Raw genomic sequence first — 23304 nt, 5'->3', positions numbered from 1 at the left:
CTCCGGTCGCGGCACGCATCCACCTTTCCCTTGTACTTCATCCGGAGAAGAAGGAGCCGGTCTTCATGTCCGCCATCCCTGCCCATTTCCCCGTCACCATGACCGATGGCGAGCGCGAATACCTCGTGCCGAACGCCACCGCCTACATCAACGCCGTCTTCTCGCGCGGTCACCGGGTCGCCGAAAAGGCCGAAGCGGCTGCCGCTGAGGTGAAGCCGCGCAAGCGCGCCTGAAATCCGAGCAGTTCCAATACAACCGGAGAAATTCAAGTGGCAATCCCTGAAAAGCCTTCCCCCGAAAACAAAATCGACGGTGTGGGGCGGTTCTACGAGCTCCAACAGGAGCTGTCCTCCCGCCGCAGGGCCCCATATCGGCTCACTGCGGATATCGCTATCCCACCGGTCACCCGGGGCCAACTGAAGGCCCTGCGCTCGACCCGCGACGATGACGAGCAGATGGCGATCGTGCTCGGCGAGCACGCCGCCGCCGTGGAAGATCTGTTCGCCGACCGGTCTGTCGACGAATGGTATGCCTTTCAGCGCGACCTCTACGCCCACCTGTTCGGTCAGGGCGCCGCGGAGCTGCCGGGGGGATCCGAGGGCTCGTAGAGTTCTGGGAACGCTTCGGTGCCGCGCTCGACTATGACCTGCTCGAGCGCGGCATCGATGTCCGGGACTGCTTCGGGCCCAACGATATTCGCACCAGGGACTGGCGCACGATCATGGCGTTCAAGGACCGCCTGCCGACCGGGAGCCATTACCGCGGCGCGGTAATGATGGATCGTGAACTCGCCGAAGAACATCTCGACGCGGAGGAAGCGCTCAGCACGGACGATGTCGAGGAGACACCGGCCGGTCCGCGGCCGGAGGGCTACACCCTCGATACCTACATGCTCATGGCGATCATCGATGCCCTCCATGGCGTCCAGGCGACCATCATCGCCGCCGCAGGGGCTGATCCACCCAGTGTTCGCCCCCTGCCACGGCCGATGTCCGCGACCGAGATCATCCGCGAGCAGCGTCGAGCATCATCGATGCAGGCACTGATCGACCTGTTCACTCCTCCACCGGTGCCGGATACACCGGAGGAGTTGGTCGGCGATATCGAACACGGCGATGGCGTCGAGGACGACTCATCGTGGTAGTCGAGACACTGGCCCGTCGCTGGGGTGCCGAAATGCGGTGCGGCTGTGACTATGTCAGAAACGCGATGGCGATTAGGACAATGGCCGTAATTCCCGCGATCGCACCCGCCGCAGCGAGCACGACGAACAGCCACATGATTGCGCTGCGGCCTTCTTTCCAACCCAACCCGGCCAATTCCGTTGCGATCAGGTTGTCAATCGGGTCCTCCCGATCGCGGTCGGGAGGATAGGCGCCGGGATCACCTGGGAACCAGTCTCGGTATGTGCTGACGCGACTCCGTCTCTGGTCGAGGACCAGTCGGTAGCGGTAGGGCGTCCGAGCCTGCTCCTCCTGGTACGGCCGCACGATGTGAAGTCCATCGCGGACCGGTTGCACCGTGAACGGGTGGCCGGTCAGGATGGTTCGGAGTCGTCGCTCCAAAACATCTGTTCGCGAAGGGAATTGGTTACTCACGGCAACACTTTAGATCAGCGGCACAGGTGCACGAAGAATCATCGCCTGCCGCACTGCCCGCAGCGGAAACCAACCTCCGATCGAATGAGAAGCAGCGATTGAACTATGGGCGACGGCGATTCCTGGGGACTCAGCGCAAGATGCGTGGCGAGATCACCGAAAAGGGTCCGGGGTCGACCGGTACGACCGCACCTTCTACTCGAAGGGTGATGTCAACGGGAACGGCCCGTGGTCGAACAATACCGGGCTGGTCGTCGGAGCCAGAGTGGAGACTTCCGAAGGCGCGGGAGGACGATTCCGTTGGGCGTCAGCATGTTTCGGAGCTGTCAACGCCGATGTGAAAGCGGCCAACGGTCGTGCTTACCGTGTCTGTGGGCATCCTTGGTGGTCCAGTTCGATAGTCAGACCGTGATCGCACCCTCCGGTGCGTTCTCTGGCCAACCCGGATTTGAATCGCCATACAGAGGGCCGGGGGTTTGTACTCGAGCACCGAGTCGAATCCGCAAGGACTACGAGTCCGTTGGGTAGTGGTAGCAGTTGGTCGGCCTCTGGAGCCACGACCAGTTTCCCGCCGTTGCCGCCGGGACCATCCAGCTCTCCCGAGCACGGCAGTACGACGTACAGTACGCCGAGCAGGCTTGTGGCACAGTAGAAAACCGCCAGTCCGGCACCGATAGCGCCGCGCTTCGATGACGCGTCGCTTGTTCGCCGGTCCGCCATCAGCCCGACTACCAAAACGCCGACACCGGCAAGAGCGAACAATACCTTGACGCTGTATTGGCAATGGCGCAGCCACCATCCGAGAAAAGACACGACCAGCTCGACCACGGCGATCGCCCCCAGCACGAGCCCCATCCGTAGGCGATGCCGAGGCGACCGGGCCGCGAGTAGCCAGCACACCATCGGAACGACGAATATCAATCGGCTCACGCCGGCAGCCTAACCATCCGCGCTCAACGCGGATACCGCAGCAAGCGGGCTGGCTCCGTTGTGCACCAACGTATTCTGTGGTGTGCGTCAGCATCCGGTTACGAGATGGGTAAGAGGAAAACCGATGGGTAATCGGCCATAACGGTTCGGATTCGTTGCTCCAAAACATCCGTCGATGAGAGGATCTGATCATCACGACGCAACTTGGTTCTGCGACAAAGATAATGGCTGCGGTTATGTCTGAGCCGACATCGAACGACGGCTGCGCTATGCTGAGATAGCATGTGCCGCATGAAATTTGCGGTGTGTGCAGTGCTGAGCCCGCTCAGCGCGACTGCGGTCCGGCCAGCGGGTAAGCGGTAACACCGATGGGGAGTGGACGGGCCGCGGCGCTCATGGCAGCCGCAACTGCTGTTCTCACGCTGACATCATGCGGTAGTGATTCGCAAATGCCCACGGCGGCAACGTCATCCGATCAGCGGGTCCCGGCTGTCGGCTCGACGTATCGCACTTCCCTGCCCAAGGATGTACAGGACCGGTTGGCGAAGGCGGACCGGATCCGCACGTTGGATCCCTGTGGACTTGTCGACCGTGCTGCCGCCGCCCAGCTGGGCACGGTGAACTATGTCGGTGGCGGCCCTTGGCCCGATGGGGACGTAAACCAGTGCGATGTCGGTATCGACGCCGCTACCGGGTTTCTAGTGATGAGTGTTCAGCTGACCGTTCCTCTTCATACGAATCCGCCGGTCGGGAACCGGGTCCAACTTGGAGACCTCACTGGCTACATCAGTGCCGAATACGGGTGCAAGGTAACGATTCCCACGGAATCCATGATCGTTACCTACGCGGCCCCGACTGAGTGTCCGGCGCTGCAGCGACTGGTCTCGTTCTCGGCCCCGATGCTGCACAACCCGCCCACCCGCGCGGACTCGAAGCTCGGCAAGCTCGACCCCTGCGAAACAGTGGCGCACGTATCGGGATCCGGTCTCGACCTCGGCGTCTCGGGACTCGCGAGCTCGTGCCGGTCCGACGCCGAGGAAATAAAACTTCAATACATCGGCACTGCAACTCGGCTGGACTCGGTCGGCGTCAGTATCGATGGAATTCCCGTTGTCACACATATGGATCCCGTCCTCGGAAGAAACTGCGAGGCGGTGGTCTATCTCGGGTATGACGAACCGCACGCCATGCCAGCCGTCAACAATACGACAAGCCTGATTTACGAAATCGCCAGAATCACGGGATTCATGCGCGGTTGCGACTCTGTGAATTCCGATGCGGCGAAACTGATTGCAAGCTATCGACGGGCACGTTGAAGCCTGCGCGCCATCTTTACTCGGTGGCCCAGCATGACACCAGGATGATCAATTGATTCAGAAACGCTCCATATTAGATGATTTCATTGGATTCATCAGTCCGATTTCTGGTATGCTCGCGCCATTGACGGGTGCTCTGCAGCCGATGCTGAAGTTTGTCGATGAACCCAGGAATCAGGAACCTGCTCAGAATTCTCCTGATCCAGACTTTAACAGTCCGTACGGACATGTCGAAAAATCGCAGGATCCCTATTTCAAAGGCATTGACGTATTTGTCAGTCCGGCGACGCCGAATGCACCGGCGGCCACGGTGTTCGCCGGAGCTGCTCGTAATATTATGGGACAACATATCGTCAATGCTGCGGAATATTGGATGACGCATAGCTTGGACGGTAGAACATGGAACGGCCCGAGCGTGAGCGACCTACCGCGCACTGGGCGGCCAACCTGGGTTCCAGCTAACGGCACACCGGGCACGCAATATTCTTGGGGTGGCGGCGGGATAGACGGTCCAAGTAAGCCGCCTCCCGGCACGGAGAATACCGATAGTGCCGGCGGCGCACGGCAGTACAACGACGATTCAGTTGTCGGATTCGACTGTGCGCACCTGGTCGAGTATGCGATTTATCAAGGCTCGGGTCACAAGATCGATATCGGGGCATACACTGTTTCCCAATACAACAAGGTGAATGAGCTGGGCTGGCAGCATCCTGATCTGAAAAATCTGAAGCCGGGTGACATCCTGTGGTCCGAGCCCAGCACGCAAATGGGTAGTGTGATCGGCTCGGCCGGCAAGTCCGTCGGTGCCCCAGCGCACGTCGTGATCTTTTCCGGGTACGACGAACATCACAACCCGACGTATATCGAAGCCCCTGAATCGGGTCAGAAGATTCGCGAGATCACGATGGACCAGGGTGCATTCGAGAGCACGTTCGGCATGTTTACCGCCGCTCGCCCGCCGCTTGCGTTCGGCGACCCGAAAAACCCATACATCCAACCGCAGAAGCATGCGGGCGGCGGCGCCATTTCGGTCGGCGATGTCAAAGGGGCCGGTTCGTCGATCGGTGACAAGATTCCCGCCTATCTATCCGACGGGGAATTCGTAGTGAATGCCGCGTCGGCGAGCGCGAATCGCCCGTTGCTGAAGGCGATCAATGACGATCCGTTGTACATGACGAAGTACGTTCGGCAGATAGAGCAGACCGTCGCTGCGGCATTGACGAAGGTCCGCGCCACTCCGAACAACGGCGGAGAGCATGTGGACCAGTCGATGACCGTGCACCTCTCTGCCTATGACGTTCACGAAGCCTTCGCGAAGGCCAAGCTGTGGGAACAACGACGTGCGCTGACCGAAGCCTGAAGATCGGCATTCGTATGAAACCCAAACGGCCGACGGGACAACCAGATTCGCGGTAGCCTGGCCCCGTGCGCGGGGGAACGGGTTGGCCACTGGGCAAAGTGGCTGGGCTGGCAGCCGGGGTCATCGGCCTGGTGCTTGGGGTCATTTTCGTAGTGGTGCTTCATGACCGACCACCAGGCAAGAAGTCGTTGCCGCTAACAGGGTTTCAGCCAGTTTCGGCCAGCCCGGACCGATGGCCAAGGTCCAAATCGATTCCGGCTCATGGCTCGGTGCCCGGGGGGCCATCGATCAGCGAATCTAGGTTCGAACCAATAAGCCGAATGAGAACCGCGTGCCTGCCGACACTGGGTCCGTGGGCATCCGGATGCTGGCATTCGGGCGATGGTAGGGCAGCCGCCTTCGATTCTCGGTCCGATACACCCGTGGCATCGGCGATTTCGCTACGCGCGTCCCACTCCGGCGCCGACTCCGGCCTATGTATGGAGGAACCGTATTGTGCGTAAGTCTATTTGGGCTGGTCTTCTGATCGGTGTCTTGCTGCTGCCGGCCTGTGGTCCGAGCGACAACGGGGGTTCGAACCCCACGGAGCAGCCGACGGCGGGGCCGACCACTCGGCAGGCTACCGGATTATCCACCAGAACGCCGCCATGCCGTCAACTCGCCCCGGAGAAGGCTGGACCGTACACCGCCGCCGCCATCCGGGTTCGAGAGCAAACCGCGACACTGACATATGACGTAACGCTGCCACAGCTCACCGACGGTGACGCTGAGGTTCGCGAGCGATTCGACTCGGCCATACGTGCAGTGCTGTCCGACGCGGTGGCCAATATGGATGGCAGAGTCGTCGACGGCCAACTCCCCTACAACTGTTCGGAATCCAGTCGCGTCACCCGCATCGGGGCGCACGTCGTGGCGGGGGTATTGATCACCACGCACAGCTTCGATGGCCCGCATCCGGTCAATCAGGTCGGCACGGTCGTTATCGACACCGACACCAGGCGGCCCATTCAGTTGTCGTCGGCGTTGCGCGATCCGGCGCACGCTTGGGTCACCCTGGCCGCTCTTGCCTCGAGTCTGGTCCCCGCAGGGGAGCCCGAACTCGACTCGCCTACCCCCAGCAGTGATTCATTCGCTGACTGGATACCCTCGCCAGAAGGTCTGACCGTTTATTTCCAGGTTTCTCACGCGGTCGGGGACTTTCATCCGGTGCTGATTCCTTGGGCGCGTATCAGCGAACTGTTCGACCCGAATGAACTCGCGATCCTATCGAGCTGACCTCTCGCTTCGGCAGTTTCGGAACTGGTGTGCCTGATCACTTACCTAAACTAGGATTCGTACAATATGCCAGAATTCACTCCGCTCCCGCTCTCCAACAGCGCCCCGGATCTGCTTCGTTTGGTCTGGGCCGGATTCGATCGAATCGCAGGTGATGCGAATCGATTTCTGCGCGAGGCGATCGAACCGAGACGGCCGTTTGATTTCCACTCGATTATCGATTATGTACTCATCAATCCTGTAAAGCAGGGGCTTCCCCGGGCGCAGCTGATCGACGATCCCAGCCCAACCCGTGATCCCGGCCAGCCCGGTGTGACCGCCCACCGGATCCATCAGTGGAATACGACCGATGCCGACGGCCGCCCGGTGGAGATCGACCTCAATTCGGATGGCTGGAAGTACAAGCGGACACATCTCGGTCAACAGGATCCGCAACATCCCGACGCCTATAAATATGAAGTGCTACCCCCGGGATCGCTGACCCTCGAAGAACTCACGGCAATCGTGCCTGATCTAGCGAAGGACAAAGCCGCCCTGGAAAAGGCTAAGGCGTATCTGCCCGGGCTCAATGCTGCCATGGTAGAGGGCGGAATAAATACGCCCGCGCGTGAAGCTGCCTTTCTCGCTACCCTGGCGGAGGAGAGTGATCGATTCAGAACGCTGGAGGAATACGGGGACGACGCCTACTTCCATCAATATGATCCGGGTCAACCCAATGCTGGGTATGGTAATACCCAGCCGGGGGATGGTCCTCGCTATCATGGTCGCGGCTTTATTCAGCTGACCGGACGTGGGAATTATCGCGCGGCTGGCGAAGCGCTGAATCTGGACCTTGAGAATCACCCCGAACTGGCCGCGCGACCAGATGTGGCTTTTCGTACGGCGGAATGGTACTGGAATCGGAACAACCTCAGTGACTGGGCCGATAAAGAGAATTTCCTGGCAGTGTCACAGTTGGTGAATATGGGTCATCTAGCGGGCCAAACGCCGCCCAACGGCTGGGATGTACGTAAGCAATTCTACGATAACGCTAGGAATGTTCTCGGTTTCGGCTCCGGAGGTGTGGTTGGGATGGGAGCCGATATTGCGGGTTCGTTTTCGGCGACGAGACGCCAGCGTAGGCAGGTGCCGGGCGGGCTGTTACGGGATTCTCGAAGCCTCTTCGGCGGAAATTGGCCGGCGACGCAGGATCGCCGCATCAATGTGGTGATCAGTCAACCGGGCGGTGCTCCGTATGGATCTCGGGCGGATTCTCGTGCAGCTCTGGCGAATTCGTCGCTCATTCGACGGTGAGACGTCGAGCCTTGCTGAGCAGATGCAATCGCGCGCGGCACCCACGGGCGTGGACACATGACATCGCGCACTACTTAGGATTCGCATGAGACTGGGTTGGCCTACAAAACGTTGGCGGTGGGCGATTGGCCTTTCTGCCACAGTTGTAATATTGGGGGCAACTTTATTGGCGGCGAGGGTATGGCTAATGCCAGAAGCTCAACGGAAACTGAATGGGGTTTCTGTTGTCGGCTTCAGTCGGGTTGCCGGTAAATCCGGCACCTTGGGCAACGACTCCTGGGCGGAGGCATTTTACATAGGTCCGCCGGCTAGTGATGTTCTCCGAGTCATTGCGGTTCAGGGCGTGGTGCTGACGGCCGATCGTTTACCGATCGGACACGATAAACCGCCGGATCCGTTGCCGGGAGAGCGGTTCGACATCGACGTCGGCCTTGCCTCGGGGAGATGGCCGAACAATTGTAGTATTTCAGTCAGCAAGGTTATCGAGAATCCATACTACGAAGCCGAATTGACGAAGGGGCAGATTCTCGGCATGAGGGACGGTTCCGCCGAGGCGCTCCTGGTTCAAGTGATATGTGGAGATGGTTGACCAGCAGACCGCGAGCAGTAATATTTCGTAAGGACTTACCATGACCGATCTGACATCCACCTGGAGCAATCCTGCGCTGCAATTCGACTGGAATCTAAGCGCTCACATAACTCCACCTGGTGTCGACCCGACCGTTGCGAGATGGGCCCATTACTCGGCCATGTACGGTAACGAAGCCGGAATAGACCCCAGGCTTGTCATGGCAATCGTTTTCAATGAGGGGGCCGACGCCAACCTCACTTGGGGTGGGGCGCAAGGCGAATTAAAGGACTCGATTAGGAAATCTACGTCCACGTTTCGGAAGATGTACGACGGTAAATCAAACTCTCTTGGCTTGACCAACATGAAGGAGGACACCTTCAACGAGGTCAAGAAGGCATTTCCTGAGCGGTTTGCCGATAAAAATTGGTCGGATCTCGCGAAAGATCAAGAACTTGCAGTAAAGGCGGCTGCATATGATCTGAAAATGGTAAAGGGCAAATGGGAGGCGCAAATCCCGGCGGGAATGAAGGCCAGGTATAGCCTCAACCAAATCCTTGCTGCCGGATACAATGCGGAAATCTATTTCGGGGGCTCGGATGGATACATAGCGAAGGGTGACCTCGGAACCAAGGCGCTCGCCTATGCTGAAATGACCATGGCCGACTTCATGCGTGCCGATAAGGTGATGCGAAGGATATTCGTATGGGATGGCATGTTCGATGACGCGGGTATGGCGGGTATGGGCTATATACCTGGTACCGGTGGCCCATTGCCGCCGCCTCCTTCGTTCGAGCACAACCGGCCGCAAGTATACGATCCGCGCACGTGGATGCCCTACCCATCGGTGCCGGGCGCGGCAACTTCCGGTGTAGGCACGATCGCTGCCGTCACCCCGCTTGTGCCGGCATCTCCCTCAGACCTGGTTTCCGGCGTCGGCGCGCAGTTGATCTCGGAGATCAGCGGGGCGGCAACGATGTTCGCAAAGCCAATGATCGATGCAGCGCTGTTGCCGAAGGGCGCACTGCTGCGGCGCGCAGACGGCGGTGATGTGAAGGGCCCCGGATCATCGATCGGTGACCGGATTCCGGCTTTTCTCTCGAACGGTGAGTTCATCGTCAATGCTGCATCGGCTAACGCGAATCGCCCGTTGTTGAAAGCCATCAACGACGATCCGAACTATATGACGAAGTATCTCCAGCAGATAGAGCGTTCGGTTGCCGCGGCGCTGACGAGGGTTCGGGCAAATTCGAATTCCGTTGGCGAGCATGTGGATCGATCGATGACTGTGCACATTTCGGCTCACGACGTGCACGAAGCCTTTGCGAAGGCCAAGCTCTGGGGACAGCGTCACGCTCTGACCGGCGCCTGATCCGGCGAACTGCCGACCAGCTGCGAGCTGTTGGGCATATCGGGGGCCTGTCACGATCCGCGCGCTACACTTGCAGCGCCAGCGATTCATGTTGCCGCCGTGGCGATTTCGGCCAGAAGAGGCAAATTCTGACTCCGTCTAATTTCGGGCATCGATCGGCTGGTCCCGCTTCAGTCGAATTTCCTACAGAAACAGAGGTGAACTTGTGGCGCCCAATGCTGCCATGATTACGTTGACGGGGGTCGACGGCTCGACGTGGACTCTCGCCGGCCCGGGACGAAGCCGGGAGGGAGTCGAACTCGCCACGGCGCCAAGCGGTTTGTACGACGCACCGGTGACGACGATCTGGAACCAGTCGGCGTTTCAGACCGGCTCGTCGTTCAGCGGTTACCGAACCAATAAGCGCGACTTGGTCTTCGGCGTGAACATCTTTCAGACGGCGGGTCGCACCTGGGAGGCCGTGGACAGCGCCTGGCGGAAGGCGTGGGCCTACGACCGCGATTGTGTGCTTACTGTCACCACCGACTTCGGCGCGCGTTCGCTGTCGCTGCGGATGTCGGAGCAGCCGGACTTCAAACCCGTGAAGGATCCGCATCTCAAGCAATGGGCGAAGGTCGTGATGACCTGCACTGCCGGCAACCCGTGGTGGGTCGAGAGTGACGTGACGGCGACTTGGGTGTCGCCCGCCGATACCACCGGCAGCAACGGATCCCAGTCCGGCACGGTGACCGTGTCGAATCCAACGGACCAGCCGATGTGGCTGCGCTGGGTGTGCTCGGCGCCGGGGCAGTGGACACTGCCCGATTACTCCTGGGCCAACGACGCCTATGCCGCACGCAAGATCCCTCTGCCGCAAACCAGCTCGGGTCAGGATCTGACCATCGACACCGATCCGATGGAGGAGATGATCGTCTCGCGCAACAACACGCCGATCTGGGCGCAGATGAACGGTGTCAGCTTCATGTATCCGGTGCCGCCGTACACCCCGGCGACCGCTCTGCCGGTTTCGGTGACGGGCGCGCCCGCGGGTGCGTCGGTGATGGTGGTGCAGCCGCGTAACTGGTCGCGTCCGTGGGGGCTGCAGTGATGACCTACGTGACCGACCTGCCTGGAATCTACACCGCCGCACAGGCCGTCAAGGCGCAGCGCAGGGCGCGGCGGTTCGCCCGGCCGTTGGTCCGGCTGTGGGACGGAAACTGGGTGCTGCGCGGTGTGTGTGGCGCGGAGATCAGCGCGGACTTTCGCTGGACACTGAACAACACCGGCGTCGGAGTTCTGGTGCTGCCGTACGACTATTATCTGGCCCGGTGGGCCATGGATATCTACAACGACGATCCCCGTTCCGGGCGCACTACGCTGAACGTCCACATCACCGTCGACAAGGATGGCGCACGCTGGGACGGGCGGCTGGAGAAGGCCGTCCTCAAGACCGATGAACAGGGCGTCACCACAGTCGAATTGAGCTTCCTGCACTCGTATGAGGAGCTCAAGCACATCATCTGCTGGTCCAACCCGTTCCTGCCCGAAGTTGTGCAGTTCCCACGCGAGTTCATGCTCGCGGGTCCGAGCATCTGGGTGCTCAAGACCGCGCTGATGCTGAATCTGCTACGGCTGCACGGCAGTTCGTGGGCTGTGCCGTCGGATCCGATGGACTCGGGCCAGTGGGGGAATCTGGACATGTCCAATTGGCTGATCGCGGTGAAGCCGACTCAGTATGACAGCGACACTTCGGTGTGGACGATTTTCGGTTCGCGGTTCAAGAATTGGCACGATTGTGCGGCGGGCACGTTGCAGACCGCTGAGCTGATGGTGCAGACGCGCCGTTGGCTGCAGGGTGATCCGCTGCCGTGGCCGGGCGCGAATATTCGTCACGGGTGTTTGGTGGTCGACATATTGGATAAGTCCGGGTTCAGCGGCACCTCTCGTCGCGGTAGCGTGTGGGGCGGCCTGGAATACATTTGGGACACGTATGAGAAGGATGCCGACGGCGTCTTCTACGACGAGATCGAGCATCGGTCGAAGGACCCGAATGTGCCCGTGCCCGCTGCCTACCAAACACCGGGATACATGGGCACGTTGCCATCCAATCCGTGGGTGATATACCGGCAGAACGACCATTGCGGCATCCAGACATCGCAGTTCATCGTGCAGCCATCCAGCGCAGTGCAGGTCGTGGTCGGTGGGCACTCGGCTCCGGGTGTGAACGAGGCGATTTCGTCGGCGATCCAGTTCGTCGGCTTCCTCATGGGCGGTTTGCTCGGTGTGGTTCCCGTCGCCGGACCGATCCTGGCCGCACTGACCGAAGGCGCCTTCCAGGTGGCGAACACGATCGCGATGGCATTGTTCACCGACACCCTGTTCGCCTGGCAGCGTCACTGGGCCGTCGACCGGGTGCAGGCTTCGGGATGGTCGCACTACTTCGAGCATTTCGAAACCAGCGCCGATCGCGCCTACACCCTGGGTGCGCTGCTAACGCTGGGCGAGGGCATGTGGAAAACCCGCACTCACCACACCCACAAACTCACCGTCGCCAATGGGCAACCGTATCTGATCGGTGACGCCGGCCAGGGACACTTCTTCCTCGGCGACCGCGTCGGCTCCACTGTCAAAGGTATGCCCGCGGGCAATATCTACATCGATCAGGTCACAGAGCTCGAACTGGCCTGGTCGCGAAATGCCAGCCCGCAGTGGCAGATCACCCTCGGCACCGACAAGGACCACGACATGCCATTCGCGCAGTCGATGCGCGTCCTGGCCGACGTCGTAGACGAAATCATGTCCCTCGCCGTGCAGATGTAACTCTGCACCATTCCAGGCCGCAGGCGCTCGCAGCGAAACCGGGCGCCTTCGACCTATCCGGCCACGCAGCCGACGTCGGACGTCGGCGCGAATTCGATCGCGCGAATCCCGTAGTAATGCCTCGGTTTTCGCGGCTGCCCACTTCACTTGGAGAACTCCATGTCTATTCCGTTGCAAGAGCACTGTGACCAGACCAAGCCGGAGGAGGCGTTCGTCTGGGCATTGGTCGGGCTTCCGGGTCCGCGCAACTCGCCGCTGATGGTGCACCCCTACACGCTCGGCGAGTGGTCGAAACATCTGTGGGACTTGGGCTTTCGCCACTATGCGGAAGATCAGGCCAAGGAATATCATCCGCCGGCGCGGGGACATCACCACTGGCTCAACGGTTCCGGCCACTGGCTGCCGCAGGGAACACCACGGGTGAGCGTGCCGGATCTGCCGGACGTAACCCAGCTAACGGAAGAAGAGCGGGCGCATGTGGTGCGGCAGCTGCGCGATCACGGCGATTTGGCGCATCTGGTGGACCGGCGCGAGCTTCCCGCACACATGGCGGTGGTTGACGCGGATGAGCCGGAGACGCTGTCGTGATCGACGATCCACGGCTGGCGCCGCTCGGCCGGTTTACGCCCGAAGGTGAGTTGACGGCGGGCTACGGCGACGCGTATCTGTTCCTCGTCGGCCGCGATGATGTGCACGGTGTGCTGAAGACATTGCTCGGCCAGGAGAGTCTGCAGATCAAGCTGTCGATGTTCGGGTACGACGACGATGAGCTCAACGACATCGTGCTGGCCAAACTCCACGACGGCCGGGTCCACGTCCAGGTCAGCCTGGACCGGTCGCAGGCCAAAGGTGTGCACGAACGGAAGCTCCTCGACGCAGACCGCAGGCTGGACCCGGTCGGTTTCGCGAATTCCGTTGTGGTGACCGACTCTCCGACGCATCAGATCCTGCACACCAAAGGCGGCGTCCTAGCCGGGCAGGGAATCGCGTTCGAGGGCAGCACAAACTGGTCCGCGAGCGGCGAAGGAATCGGCATCGCGCTGAAGGGCCGTGCGGCCTGCGGGTTCAAGGCGCAGGCGAATACGGTTGTGGTGTCGACGAATCCCGTGCTGGTGTCCCGCCTGTCCGCGCGCCTGGATGTCGAGCATCACGCCGCCGCGCGCAGCGACCGGCCCGCCGTGGCTTGACCTATCTTCTTCTCTCTTCAAAGACCGGAGTGTTTCATGACTATTCCTCTGCACGAGAACTGCAACCCGAACAAGCCCGACGAGGCGTTCCTCTGGGCGTTGGTATGCCTACCGGGCCAGCAGCGGGCACCACTGACGGTGCACCCAGACGTGCTACGGAAGTGGTCGAAGCACTTGTGGGAGCTCGGATTTCGGCATTATCCGGAGTTGCAGACCAAGGAATATCACCCTCCCGCGGGCGGGGTCGGCCAGTGGCTCAACGGCCCTGGGCAGTGGTTGCCGAAGGGCACCCCGAAGGCCGCGCACTCGACCGCGCCGAACATGGCGGACCTGACGGCGCATGAACGCGCGCGGATCATCGAGCAGCTGCGCGCCAACGGAGACCTCGCGCACCTGGTGAACCCGGCTGAGCTGTCCAGAGGCACGGCCTCGGAAGACGACGCCGACGCCCACCCCGTCGATACCGAGGGCGAGGTGTCATGACCTCCCCCGATAGGCACATACCATCAGGTGCGTACGGGGGTTCGGCGTCGTCGGGCAACAACATCGCCAACCTGCAGACCGTCACCTGGGTGGGAGCGCGGGACGCGGTCATCGCAAATGTCATGGGCGCGTTTTCCAACGTCGGCACGTCGAGTACGAACCTGATGGACAACGCGCATGCCGCACTGTCCGCGGCGAACATCGCCGCGCAGAGCGCCGGCAACGCGCAGCAGACAGCCGTGAACGTGCAGACCACGACAGCGTCCAACGCGTCCGTCGTTGCCGGTATGACTGCCTCACAGCAGGGCTTGAACTATGGCGGCACTGTCTTCACGGACATTTTCAACCGCCAGTCACTGCAACCCGGCTACAACACATTCACGACCGGCCAGGTCGCGAACCTGGTTATCACCAACCAGCAGTGCGGGTTGCCGAGCGTGGGCAACCAGGGCTCGGGCAACGTGACCGCGCTGTCGACAACCACCACACAGACAGATGACCAGGCGGTGTCGGTGGTGATGGGCAGCGGCGGCGGTTGGGGCAGCCCCGAGACGTTCATCATCGCGCGCGCGGCGTCGGATCTCGCCACCTTCGCGTGCGCGAAGGTGTCTTCGGGCCGCATCGCGCTGGGGTATGGCATACGCAAGGACGCGATTACCACCTTCTCGGAGACGAGATGGACCTCGGCGCGGGTGAATACGGGCGACACGGTGCTGCTGGAGGCAATCGGTTCCACCTACACGCTCTATGTGAACGGCCTGGAGATCCTGGAATGGCCTGATGGTGCGCAGATGACGCCGATCGGTGTGGCCAATCGGTCGTTCGGGTTCGGAGTCTCCTACGCCACGGGCCGGTTCGGCGGGAATTCCTCGTTCAATGCCGCCGGGTTGACAGCAGTGGACATGAAGCCGCCGCCGATGGTCGGCACAGGGTGGTCGTTGCGGATGACCGCCCAGGGGAGCGTCACGGCGCAGGCGGGCGTGAACTTGTTTCCTACCGGCACTTTCAGCGGGCCGGTGACGTCCAACAACGTCACCGTGCTCGATCAGGGCACAGGCCGAATCCAGATCCAGAAATCCGGTTGGTACAGCATCACCGTGAAATACACGCTGGATAGCGGCCTCGCCACAATCCGAGCCGACGTATGCATGGCCTCCGGCCCTGGCATGGCCCCACAGATCGCACGCACGGGAGCACTTACGGCCCAGGCGCAGAGTTATAGCGCGGGCGCGGCCTTTGTGCTCTATCTCCCGGCGGGTTACGTGGTGGCGCCTGGTTACTACATCCCTAACGGTGCCAAGATCCTCGGGCCTGGGACCTATTTCGACGGGGCTCTGCTCAGCTACTGAACTGTAAGGACATTCGATGACCTCCCCTGACAGGAAGGTTCCCTCCGGCGCGTACGTAGGTTCGTCGGCACCGAACAACGTCGCCAACCTGCAAGCCGTGAACTGGGCCGGTATCGAACAGGCGACGGTCGCCAACCTGCTGGCCTCGTACCAGGGTGTGAACACCGCCAGCCAGAACATGAACGGCGCCAATGCCAACTCGGCGGCCGCGGCCCAGGCTGCGGCATCGGGTGCAGGCACCGCGCAGTCGACGGCATCGGCCGCACAGAACACCGCCGCAGCCAACGCCGCATCCATCGCATTGCTCACACCGCCCCCACCTCCACCGAGCACGCCCGGCATCACCCTCAGTGACAACTTCGCCAGGGCGACGCTAGGGCCGAACTACAACCCGATCAAATCCAGCCAGGTCGCGGACCTGATCATCGTCAACAACCAAGTCGAGTTGGATCCCAACGGAAGCAACCAGAGCACCGGCTCTGTCGTCGCCCTGAACACCACCACTTTGCAGACCGATAACCAATCGCTGTCGTTAGTGATGGGCGCGGCCAACAATTCCCCCAACTCCGCCACCGGGATCATGCTGCGCGCGGACCCTCGACTCCTCACGTTCGCTTACGCCTGGATCTACGCAGACAAGATCTACATCGGCTCCGGTACGCGCAGCAATGGCGTCAATACCTACAACGACTGGACCTCGAGCTCGACGACCGTCAACACCGGCGACACGGTGACCTTCACTGCGGTCGGCAGCAACTACCAGGTGCTCGTGAACAACGTTCCCGTTGTTGGCTTCTCGGACACCGCCGGGACCGTCCCGACCGGCCCCGGCTACCGTTCCGTGGGTTTCGGGTGCTCGTACAACGTAATCAACAACTCGGGCTACTTCTCGTTCGCCGTTGCCGCCATGACCGCGGCCGACCAGCAGCCGGCCATCGCCACCGGCACCGGATGGAGCCTTGTGCGGGGCAGCACCGTCGGTTACACCCAGCCCTCGGGTGCGGGGACGCGGGTGACCGGGGTGTTCGACACCGTCCGACAGGCCAACAATGTGACGATCATCAGCCTGGGCGCCGGACAGGTCCAGGTGAACCGCGCAGGGTGGTATCTGATCACCGCCGCGTTCAACTTCTCCGGTCTCGACAACTCGATGCGAACCGAACTGTGGAGCACACCGACGCCCGGCGGTAATTGGAACATGTTGCGGGCAGGTGCGATCGGTAATTCCTACGACTCCAACAACGGCGGCGGAAGCTACGCCACCAGTGGTTCGTTCGTTGTGTACCTCCCGCAGGGCGCCGTCGTTGCGCCGGGCCTGTCCACCAATACATCCAACTCGTTAAGTGGCCCTTTCACCTGTTTCGACGGCGCACTGCTGAATTGGCTCTAGCACGGAGGACCCATGACATCGCCCGACAAATCCGTCCCGGCGGGTGCCTACACCGGCACCGTGGGCGGCAACATCTCGGCACTTCAAGCCGTGACCTTCGAATCCGCGCGGGCGTCCGTTCTAGCAGGGGTCGCCAACGCTTTCTCCGTCGCCGCGGGCTCGGGCAGCAATATGAACCTGGCCACGCAGAACGCCTTGAACGCGGCAATCAGTGCGCGGTCAAATGCAGGAACCGCCAATTCGACGGCGAACGCTGCGCAAGGTTCGACGGCCGCCAACTCCACGGTGATCAGCGGCCTGCTAGCGGGTCAGAAGGCGCAAGACGGCGGCGGCAGCGTATTTATCGACAACTTCACCCGGTCCACACTCGGTCCCGACTACGCCACGTTCAAGGTGGGCCCGGTGGCCGATCTTGTGGTCGCCAACGGCGAGGTGGGTCTCGCCCAGGACGGCGACCAGAACAGCGGCTACGTCCTGGCTGTGAACACCGCTCACGCAACACGAACCGACGATCAAGCGGTATCGGCGGTCATGGGCACCGACCGAGGCTCCGATGTCATCGGAGCAGTCCTCATCGCGCGAGCGGCTTCGGACCTGTCAACTTTCGTGTGGGCACTAATCGGCCGCACCGGAGTGAACCTCGGCTGCGGCACCCGCACGGGCAACAACTTCACCTACACCACGTGGGCAAGCCAATCGGCATCGGTGCACACCGGTGACACGGTGACCCTCGATTGCGTGGGCAACACCTATCAGGTGGTGGTGAACGGCGCGGCCGTGGCCTCGGCGGTCGACTCTTGCAAGGTGAGCCCGGTCGGGCCGGCGAATCGCTATTTCGGGTTCGGCAGCCAGTACTACTGGTCCGGGCTGTTCTGGTCGTTCTCGTTCAACATCGCTGGACTGACCGCCGCCGACCTGGCCGCCCCGACCGTGTCCGGCACCGGCTGGAGCCTGCAGTGCTTGCTCTCCTCAGTCAACGCACCCAGCGGTGAAATCCGGTTTCCGGCAGGCACATTCGACACCCTTCGGCTTCCGCCGAGCAATGTGACGATCATCGACCAGGGGCGCGGCCAAGTACAGGTGAACAAGGCCGGCTGGTACGCCATCTCGATCGCGTACTACCTGGCGAGCCCGATCACCAGCGGCATCGGCTGCGATTTGTGGTGGGCCCCGAGCACAGCAGGCCCCTGGACGACGCGCTCGGGCTACAACCAGGCCTCCGGCATGTCCAACTCCGCAGCCGCGGAGACCTTCACGGTCTATCTCGCTGCGGGATCGGTTGTGTGCCCGGGATATTCGACTACCGCGAACAGCACCATCACAGGCCCCAACACCTACTTCGACGGCGCGTTCATCAGCTACTGACGTAGACGCCGTATCCAAATCCGAAGGCACCCAGTGAAATACGGGTGCCTTCGGTTTTTCTATAAAAACATCCAAGTTGTTTGTTGCGATTCCGTCGCTTCCCGCCGGTGTGCGGCGGGTTCCTGATTACCTCAGTTCAAGACAGCGAGTAATTCTATGTCTCCGCAGCCGACCGATCCGCTCAACCCGAATTCCAAGATCAGCTGGAATGTCGCGGGGGAGAAGGTCATTTCCACACCGCAACCCGACGGTTCGACGCTCGTGGTCACCATGGGCGGCGGCAGCGACGGTAAGGAAAGGCCCTACACCAAGACCGAGGTCATTCCGCCCGCAGGCACTGGCCGGGCCGCTCCACCTCCGGTAGTCGACTACACCAACAAACCGATCACGACCGGGCAATGGACAAACGACAACGGAACCACCACCAAGAGCGTGCTCACCCGCAGTGGTACTGAGCTACAAACCTCTGGCGGCGGCAGCGAGGGCATCGACAAACCGTGGACGGTCACTCAGGCGGTCGACCGCACCACCCACGGGTTGACCACCACCGTTGAGAGCGGCGGCAAAACGTGGACCGATGACGGATTCGGTACTCGGACCCTCACCGAGACCCTCGGCGACGGCGTCCACCGGGTCACCACCCAGCACGGCGGTCTCGATGGGGCCGAGAAACCCTGGCAGGACGTTGTCGTAACCGACGGCAAGGGCAACATCACTCGTACCCGCATCGCTGGCGGTGTCACCGACAGCACTATTACCGACAAGGTCGGCAACCTCGTCCAGAAAACCCACATCAACTGGGACGGAACCACTTCCACCACGACCTATGTCGGGAACCGCCCCCTCGATACGGTCACCACCACCAAGAACGCCAACGGCGAACCGATCGTCATCACCACCGACTCCAGCGGAGTCGTCACCAACAGCTATGTCGTGCCCCCACCGACGCCGTCGGTGTACGACCCTCTGTTCGACGGACTCAAAGACGGAATCAAACACGACGGCAAAGTCCTTGGTGATCTCTTCAACAACCTCGTCTGGGCGCCGATCGAGCACAACCTGGTCCCGCATCCCTTCGGAAGGGACCCGAACGACACGACAACATCGCCCACGGACTGGCAGATCCCCTTTGTCCCGCCGGAAAGTGAACTTCGGCCCTGGCCCACCCCCTCGGATCTCGCATGGACCGCTCTCGACATCGCCTCGTTGTTCGCGGGGCCGGAAATGCTGGGATTGGATACAGCAGCCCTGCTCGAGCGCGTCGGTGTGACCATGGCAGGCCGAACGGCATACCGCGACGCCATCGCCACGGGCGCCACCGCCGAAGAAGCAGCCGCCGCCCGTCAGACGGCGGTCCAGGACTACATCATCTCCCACCAGGCCGGTGATGCCGTTTACAGTCAGGCCCGCGCAGCCGGTGAAAGCACGGAAACAGCCGAAGCCCTGCGCCAGCGAGCAATAAACGAAGCGCTTGCCCGGCAACAAGCCCTACGCAACGGCCTCAACGCCGCAGAGCAGCAAGGCCAAGGATTACTGCCGCAGGGATATAGAGGGCCACATCCGGGTGTGAGCGCAAATACAGGCAGGTTTGGCGTCGGCGATTTGCCCAGCGGGACAACGGATCCGCACACGTACGATTCGCAACTCGCACCGAACAGCCCAGGTGCACAACCGAATACGTTGGGGCTCAATCCCACCCCGCTGTCCCCGTTACTACAAGCGCTGAAAGACGATCTTGGCATCGATGGGCAAGCAGCCGTCGACGGCTTCGTCGCGGACCACATGGCGCAACTTGACGCCGAACTCGAGGGAATCCAGGGCCGGGTGCCGGCCTTGACCGGCGTCGTCAACAGCATCCGCGATGGAATTCGAAACGTGCAGGACAGCTTGGGACTTGGCGGCGATGCAAGGGTCTCCGGAGGCGCCTCGCGCGGTGGTGACCTCGGCGCCTCACCCAACGGCGGTCGAGGTCGCGGTCCCGGCGGCCGCGGCCCCACCGATCCACCGCCACCCCGAACCCGCGGCGGTGGATTGGGCGAGGGGGATGGCGATGGTGTCCCCAACGGGTACCGTGTCGACGAGAACGGGAATTGGTCCGTTATGGATCCGGACGGCAACTGGCACGATCTGCCGAATGGGACCAAGCCCGTCATCATGCCGAAGGGAAATATTCAGTGGCATGGCCCCAATGGTTATGGAGATATGCCGGCTTGGGCCAAGGTGCCGTCCGACATCTCCAAGTTCGGAAACCCGGTTGACCCCCAGCCATTCGAAGGGGTGCTACCCGATGAGACCGCTCGCAAACTGCATTCAGTGGACGCGGCTCAAGACGCGAACAAGAAGATTCGCGACAAGGCCCAGTCGGAGTTGAAGAACCTCATCGGTGACGCGAATAAACCGATGAAGATCCGGAACGAAGATGGAACGCTGAGATCGGTTACGATCGACGATCTCTCACGAACGAAGCTCCCAGGAACACTAGAAGAGCTTGACCGAGCGGGATTCTCCGATGACGATCAGAAACTACTTGAGAGTCTTGCACAGCAGCTCAGTGCCTCGAAAGGTATCGTCAGCAAGCTGTCGGAGCTTCGTGGGGAGATCGGTGGTGATTTTATCGCCAAGCACGAGAACATCGACATCATCCACGAGGGTTCGGGACCGGGGACTGCGGACCGGATCGGCGTGAAAACCCTGTCGGACGGCAGCAGGCAGGTTGTCGATCTCGAGCTCAAGGGCGGCGATGGGATGAGCGCGCGCACGGTCACGATCGATGGCAAACAGATCAAGGTTCAGCAGGGTACGCCGGAGTATCTTCGCGACGAATTCAAAGAAGGCTCGGCCGCGCGTGCGAAGTTGGAGAAGTACGACCAGGAACACGGCACGCATGTGCTGCAAGACCTGCTGGAGGGCCGCGCCGCGATCGACTACCGGTTGGTGCGAACCGACCCGGGCGGCAAGATCACCGTCTCACGCTTCGACCCCGGACCCGACGACTCGTTCTCGCTTAAGCCGCCCGAATCGGGCGGCCCGCAGGCCCACCCGGCGGCCGGACCCATTGCCGCCGATCTCCCTGTCGGCGGCATCGGCACCCCGGAACCAGCCCATCCGTCACTGATCGACCTCATCCGAGGCACCCTGAACAGTGTTGCCGCCATACCCGTGTGGACGCACCCTTTCCCGACACCGACGACACCCCGCACTCCGACGCCCGAGCCCGAGGTGAATCAGCAATTGGTCATGCGTATCGCGGTTCCGCGTCAGCGGGGTCTCAGCGCGGCCGAGCGGGAAAATCGTGTGGCCGCCGGGTATGTGGCCAGGTTCCGCTGACACGTCATCCGCACCCACGCTATCGCACGGTGACGGCGGCAGTGTCGGCTGTTGTCCCCGCCGACTCACGACGAAAGTAGCATTCATCCATGCAGGTCGATATCGAAGGCGCGGTCGAAATCGCGCGCATCGCAACGGGACCCGAGTGGGACTGGAGCACCGACGGGCTCCAGCAGTTCTGTACCGCCGCAGGCTGGGAGATCACCAACCAGTACAGCTCGGGGGGCGGGTCCCTCCGAACCAATCTGAGAGTCGGCCGACCTAAATCGAGCGTGTACGGCAACCCACGCAAGACCAACCTGATCTCGACCTACGTCGCGGATGTGGCCGACCCCGACATGCCGGGCCTAAGTGACTGGCTGACCGGCGCATTCGACCAATTGCGCGCTGCCCTCACGAACATCCTCGGAGAGCCCAGCCGATATGAGCCCGGCCGCAAAGCGACGATTTCATGGGATCGACCGAACATGACGATAGAGCTGCACATGACCTGGCAGGCGATTCATATGCGTCTGGTCAGGCCGGACGGGTTTTACGGCATCGACTATCAGGAATGAGGGCCGATCGCGTGGCCGTCGGGTATGCCAGTTCCGCTGACACGACACCCGCACCTGCGGCAGCACGGTGAATCTTCGGCGCCCTCCGCCCATGCGTGACTGTTCGTTCTCACCGAACCTGACGCAGATTTTCACGAATCCGACACATCCTGAGTTCTTCTCACGTATATGAGGCAGGGTCGCCACGGTGCTGTCGTCGATGCCGGGTGACAGATAGTGCGATCGGTCCACAAACAGCTCGCAAACTCCGCTCATCGGCTAAAGCCCGCGCTGCGGCCGGGCCGCGGCTGGACAGGTGAACGCCGTTGACAGCACGGTGATGCCGACGAACGGTAGGGTTGTGGCGTTTCTTCTGGAAGGGGCGGACAGAGTTGACAGCAAAGCTCCAAGCGCAGTTGACGCAATTGATTCTGGCTCGGGTGACCGAGGCCATGATCTCGGAGGGGTACGCGCTGTCCGAGCCTCTCGACGGCTATCCGTCCACCGAGCCGGACACACCCGATCCGTGGTGGACAAGGCTCTGGTTCAACGCCGCTGACAGTGGTGTGCCGAGAACGGCTGCGGCAGTTGAAGTTCATGTCGAGCGACATCGTGATGGCGGTGTGATGGTGAGTGGGTCTGCGTCGCTCGTGTCAGCCGAGATCGATGAGATCGTGCGAGGCCTGATCGGTCTTGCTCCGACTCGTAGCAAGACGATCGACACCATAAGCTTTGGGGCGTTTGATGATCCGCCGGCTCCGTTGGCGGATTTCGAGGTTACTCATCGCGACTTTATTGATGAGTTTCTGGCGTATTTCATGGGTCATGTTTGTGGTGGTGTGGCCGAGTGGTTCGCGCGGCGGGGGTCGTTGGATGTGTTGCTGGTGACGGCGCGGCAGCCGGCGACGGTCGAGTGGGATGACAATCCTGACCCGGTCGTGGTGCGGGCGACTGTGGTGTTGTGCGTGCTGGAGGGGCGTGTGGCTGATGCCGTTGATTTGATGGCTTGGTATCTGGGTCGTTCGGAGTTTCATCGAGACGACTCTCTGGAAGCGGCTTCGGCTTTCGATGCCGCAGTTGCACAACGTTTTCCCGCCTACGCCCAGGCTCGCGCGAGTATCGGTGGCTAGGCGCAACCCGGAATGTTCCTCCGCCC

At 61.5% G+C, this 23304-nt stretch carries 21 protein-coding genes; 20 read left to right on the top strand and 1 reads right to left on the bottom strand.

Annotated elements, in window-relative coordinates; genetic code table 11:
* Positions 1-65: 65 nt before the first annotated feature.
* From LGY53_RS05235 to LGY53_RS05225, 3 genes are all read left to right on the top strand, one after another.
* Positions 66-233, top strand: a complete 168-nt coding sequence (locus tag LGY53_RS05235; protein ID WP_225725467.1) for a hypothetical protein — start codon at positions 66-68, stop codon at positions 231-233.
* Positions 234-314: 81 nt separating this feature from the next.
* Positions 315-608 carry a hypothetical protein gene (locus LGY53_RS05230; RefSeq protein ID WP_225725466.1) on the top strand — a complete coding sequence of 98 codons (294 nt, stop codon included), beginning with the start codon at positions 315-317 and terminating at the stop codon, positions 606-608.
* 113 nt (positions 609-721) lie between these two features.
* A complete protein-coding gene (locus LGY53_RS05225; protein ID WP_225725465.1) occupies positions 722-1144 on the top strand; it encodes a hypothetical protein in 423 nt (140 codons plus the stop codon).
* A 49-nt stretch (positions 1145-1193) separates the two neighbouring features.
* Here LGY53_RS05225 and LGY53_RS05220 read toward each other — a convergent pair whose 3' ends face one another.
* Positions 1194-1598: a hypothetical protein gene (locus LGY53_RS05220; protein ID WP_225725464.1), complete on the bottom strand. Its 405-nt coding sequence runs from the start codon at positions 1596-1598 to the stop codon at positions 1194-1196.
* Positions 1599-2977: 1379 nt separating this feature from the next.
* Between LGY53_RS05220 and LGY53_RS05215 the strand changes: the two genes are divergently transcribed.
* The 17 genes from LGY53_RS05215 (at position 2978) to LGY53_RS05135 (ending at position 23278) form a co-directional block, all read left to right on the top strand.
* Positions 2978-3844: a hypothetical protein gene (locus LGY53_RS05215; RefSeq protein WP_225725463.1), complete on the top strand. Its 867-nt coding sequence runs from the start codon at positions 2978-2980 to the stop codon at positions 3842-3844.
* Between the two features lie 52 nt (positions 3845-3896).
* Positions 3897-5204, top strand: a complete 1308-nt coding sequence (locus LGY53_RS05210; protein WP_225725462.1) for a hypothetical protein — start codon at positions 3897-3899, stop codon at positions 5202-5204.
* Positions 5205-6008: 804 nt separating this feature from the next.
* A complete protein-coding gene (locus tag LGY53_RS05205; RefSeq protein ID WP_225725461.1) occupies positions 6009-6479 on the top strand; it encodes a hypothetical protein in 471 nt (156 codons plus the stop codon).
* A gap of 66 nt (positions 6480-6545) precedes the next feature.
* Positions 6546-7772 carry a glycoside hydrolase family 19 protein gene (locus tag LGY53_RS05200; protein ID WP_225725460.1) on the top strand — a complete coding sequence of 409 codons (1227 nt, stop codon included), beginning with the start codon at positions 6546-6548 and terminating at the stop codon, positions 7770-7772.
* A gap of 187 nt (positions 7773-7959) precedes the next feature.
* Positions 7960-8361: a hypothetical protein gene (locus LGY53_RS05195; protein WP_225725459.1), complete on the top strand. Its 402-nt coding sequence runs from the start codon at positions 7960-7962 to the stop codon at positions 8359-8361.
* 40 nt (positions 8362-8401) lie between these two features.
* Positions 8402-9712 carry a hypothetical protein gene (locus LGY53_RS05190; RefSeq protein WP_225725458.1) on the top strand — a complete coding sequence of 437 codons (1311 nt, stop codon included), beginning with the start codon at positions 8402-8404 and terminating at the stop codon, positions 9710-9712.
* Between the two features lie 334 nt (positions 9713-10046).
* Positions 10047-10799, top strand: coding sequence for a phage tail protein (locus tag LGY53_RS05185; RefSeq protein WP_225725457.1), 753 nt, complete (start codon positions 10047-10049; stop codon positions 10797-10799).
* On the top strand, positions 10799-12511 hold the full coding sequence (locus tag LGY53_RS05180; protein WP_225725456.1) for a phage tail protein: 1713 nt from the start codon (positions 10799-10801) through the stop codon (positions 12509-12511). The genes LGY53_RS05185 and LGY53_RS05180 overlap by 1 nt, the downstream gene beginning before the upstream one ends.
* Positions 12512-12670: 159 nt before the next feature.
* A complete protein-coding gene (locus tag LGY53_RS05175) occupies positions 12671-13099 on the top strand; it encodes a DUF2744 domain-containing protein (protein ID WP_225725455.1) in 429 nt (142 codons plus the stop codon).
* The gene (locus LGY53_RS05170; RefSeq protein WP_225725454.1) at positions 13096-13698 is read left to right on the top strand and encodes a hypothetical protein; all 603 of its coding nucleotides are present in this window, start codon (positions 13096-13098) and stop codon (positions 13696-13698) included. The genes LGY53_RS05175 and LGY53_RS05170 overlap by 4 nt, the downstream gene beginning before the upstream one ends.
* A gap of 36 nt (positions 13699-13734) precedes the next feature.
* The gene (locus LGY53_RS05165; protein WP_225725453.1) at positions 13735-14181 is read left to right on the top strand and encodes a DUF2744 domain-containing protein; all 447 of its coding nucleotides are present in this window, start codon (positions 13735-13737) and stop codon (positions 14179-14181) included.
* On the top strand, positions 14178-15530 hold the full coding sequence (locus tag LGY53_RS05160) for a hypothetical protein (protein WP_225725452.1): 1353 nt from the start codon (positions 14178-14180) through the stop codon (positions 15528-15530). Before LGY53_RS05165 ends, LGY53_RS05160 begins: the two co-directional genes overlap by 4 nt.
* A 157-nt stretch (positions 15531-15687) precedes the next feature.
* Entirely contained in the window at positions 15688-16920 is a 1233-nt protein-coding gene (locus LGY53_RS05155) for a hypothetical protein (RefSeq protein WP_225725451.1), read from the top strand.
* 12 nt (positions 16921-16932) lie between these two features.
* The gene (locus LGY53_RS05150; RefSeq protein WP_225725450.1) at positions 16933-18285 is read left to right on the top strand and encodes a hypothetical protein; all 1353 of its coding nucleotides are present in this window, start codon (positions 16933-16935) and stop codon (positions 18283-18285) included.
* A 156-nt stretch (positions 18286-18441) separates the two neighbouring features.
* A complete protein-coding gene (locus tag LGY53_RS05145) occupies positions 18442-21612 on the top strand; it encodes a hypothetical protein (protein ID WP_225725449.1) in 3171 nt (1056 codons plus the stop codon).
* Positions 21613-21701: 89 nt separating this feature from the next.
* Positions 21702-22169, top strand: coding sequence for a DUF6301 family protein (locus LGY53_RS05140; protein WP_225725448.1), 468 nt, complete (start codon positions 21702-21704; stop codon positions 22167-22169).
* A gap of 371 nt (positions 22170-22540) precedes the next feature.
* Positions 22541-23278 carry a hypothetical protein gene (locus LGY53_RS05135; protein ID WP_225725447.1) on the top strand — a complete coding sequence of 246 codons (738 nt, stop codon included), beginning with the start codon at positions 22541-22543 and terminating at the stop codon, positions 23276-23278.
* Positions 23279-23304: the final 26 nt, after the last annotated feature.

The sequence above is a fragment of the Nocardia sp. JCM 34519.1 genome (assembly GCF_020361265.1).
Taxonomy (GTDB): Bacteria; Actinomycetota; Actinomycetes; order Mycobacteriales; family Mycobacteriaceae; genus Nocardia; species Nocardia arthritidis_A.
Note: the sequence above shows the minus strand (reverse complement) of the source record. Positions and strands in the feature narration are given on the sequence as shown.

Coding starts and splice junctions, on each gene's coding strand:
- LGY53_RS05235 (WP_225725467.1), top strand. CDS start 66: ATGTCCGCCATCCCTGCCCATTTCCCCGTCACCATGACCGATGGCGAG.
- LGY53_RS05225 (WP_225725465.1), top strand. CDS start 722: ATGGCGTTCAAGGACCGCCTGCCGACCGGGAGCCATTACCGCGGCGCG.
- LGY53_RS05215 (WP_225725463.1), top strand. CDS start 2,978: ATGCCCACGGCGGCAACGTCATCCGATCAGCGGGTCCCGGCTGTCGGC.
- LGY53_RS05200 (WP_225725460.1), top strand. CDS start 6,546: ATGCCAGAATTCACTCCGCTCCCGCTCTCCAACAGCGCCCCGGATCTG.
- LGY53_RS05195 (WP_225725459.1), top strand. CDS start 7,960: ATGCCAGAAGCTCAACGGAAACTGAATGGGGTTTCTGTTGTCGGCTTC.
- LGY53_RS05190 (WP_225725458.1), top strand. CDS start 8,402: ATGACCGATCTGACATCCACCTGGAGCAATCCTGCGCTGCAATTCGAC.
- LGY53_RS05180 (WP_225725456.1), top strand. CDS start 10,799: ATGACCTACGTGACCGACCTGCCTGGAATCTACACCGCCGCACAGGCC.
- LGY53_RS05175 (WP_225725455.1), top strand. CDS start 12,671: ATGTCTATTCCGTTGCAAGAGCACTGTGACCAGACCAAGCCGGAGGAG.
- LGY53_RS05165 (WP_225725453.1), top strand. CDS start 13,735: ATGACTATTCCTCTGCACGAGAACTGCAACCCGAACAAGCCCGACGAG.
- LGY53_RS05160 (WP_225725452.1), top strand. CDS start 14,178: ATGACCTCCCCCGATAGGCACATACCATCAGGTGCGTACGGGGGTTCG.
- LGY53_RS05150 (WP_225725450.1), top strand. CDS start 16,933: ATGACATCGCCCGACAAATCCGTCCCGGCGGGTGCCTACACCGGCACC.
- LGY53_RS05145 (WP_225725449.1), top strand. CDS start 18,442: ATGTCTCCGCAGCCGACCGATCCGCTCAACCCGAATTCCAAGATCAGC.
- LGY53_RS05140 (WP_225725448.1), top strand. CDS start 21,702: ATGCAGGTCGATATCGAAGGCGCGGTCGAAATCGCGCGCATCGCAACG.